The sequence below is a fragment of the Microcoleus sp. PH2017_05_CCC_O_A genome (genome assembly GCF_020738785.1).
Lineage (GTDB): Bacteria > Cyanobacteriota > Cyanobacteriia > Cyanobacteriales > Microcoleaceae > Microcoleus.
Genome location: NZ_JAEQCB010000326.1, coordinates 1 through 1652 on the forward strand (window position 1 = coordinate 1; position 1652 = coordinate 1652).

General features: G+C 39.7%; 1 protein-coding gene and 1 pseudogene. Both read left to right on the plus strand.

The features are described from left to right. A partial coding sequence (locus tag JGK20_RS34365) for a transposase (protein WP_293233867.1) occupies positions 1-326 on the plus strand: 326 nt, incomplete at its 5' end. 498 nt (positions 327-824) lie between these two features. After that, positions 825-1652, plus strand: a pseudogene (locus JGK20_RS34370) (serine/threonine-protein kinase); the annotation flags it as partial.

Consider the following 1652-nt stretch of genomic DNA (forward strand, 5'->3'; position numbering starts at 1 on the left):
AATTGATCTTAAAAAAATCAGAATGTTTGAGGATTGCATATCAGATGAAGGAAGATTTTAGGGAAATATATGAAACTAATTTAACTGTCAAAAAAGGGCAGGAAAAATTAAAAAAATGGCTAAATCATGCACGATTATTTTTTAGAGAATCTGCATCAACAATTGAGAATCATTTTGAAGGTATCTGCAACTACTTTGTTCATCGCACAACCAGTGGAGTGATGGAAGGAATTAATAATAAAATTAAGTTAATTATGCGACAAGGGTATGGCTTTTCTAATTTTGATAATTTTAGAAATCGCGTATTAGCTTGTTTCTTGCATTAGATAAAATTATCACCATAAGTTCTGGAGAGCCGGATACCATCGCCCACAAGGTGACTATCGGTGTGTAGATGCTTTGGTAGTAGGTGATTTTCTCTTTCGCTAGAAGCGAATAGACTAACTTTTCTGGCAGCAGTTTTTCCCAAGGTGAGGCAACGCTCTGTAAAAATTGTTGTTTGAGAATAGACGCACGATTTGGCATAATAAAGAGAGATTTTTTGATTTGTAAGGCAATGATCTATATATATATTGCCTTACAGATTTTTTTTTGGTCACTTTTTCAGTGCCATTTGACTAAAGCCCTCAATACAAACCAAAGTTTGTATCTTCAGTTAATTCTAAAAGGTTCGTAGCGAGGACTTCAGTCCTTCTTTCTTTAACTAAGATAGAAGGACTAAAGTCCTCACTACAAACCAAATTATATAGAGTCTGGCAAGAGGTATAATATTTACTGGTTGATACAAATAATCTCAAATCCCCAAATCCCAAATCCCAAATCGAATGAGTTACTGCCTAAACCCCAATTGTTCCAAGCCCCAAAACCCGGATGCAGCCAAAATTTGCCGAAATATCGGGCCATAAAGGCGATCGGACAAGGAGGTTTTGGCAGAACATTCCTCGCCGTTGACGAAGACAAACCCTCAAAACCCCGCTGCGTCATCAAACAATTTTTACCCACAGAAACCCAACTCATCCCATCAGCCAGCAATCGCAACAGCAAAAAAGCCGCCGAACTTTTTGAACAAGAAGCAATGCGATTGGATGAATTGGGAAAACACCCTCAAATTCCCGAACTATTAGCCTATTCCATCCAAGACAACCGACAATATGTAGTCCAAGAATTCATCGACGGACAAAACCTAGCACAAATTATAGCAACAGAAGGCACATTTACAGAAACTCAGATTCAAGAATTACTCAACAGCTTACTACCCGTCCTGCACTTCATCCATTCTCACAACGTTATTCACCGAGACATCAAACCAGGAAATATCATCCGCCGCGCCGATAAACAATTAGTTATAGTAGACTTTGGCGCTGCCAAAATTGCCACAGGTACAGCCTTACTCAAAACAGGAACCAGCATCGGCAGCCCCGAATACATCGCCCCGGAACAAGCCCGAGGCAAAGCATCTTTCACCAGCGATTTGTACAGTTTAGGCGTAACTTGCCTGTATTTATTAACTCAAGTTTCCCCATTTGATCTGTTCGATCCGGGCGAGGATGCCTGGATTTGGCGGCAGTATTTAAGTAACAACCCGGTGAGTAAAGAACTCGGGAAAATTTTAGATAAAATGATTGAAAATGCTACCAACCGCCGCTATCAAA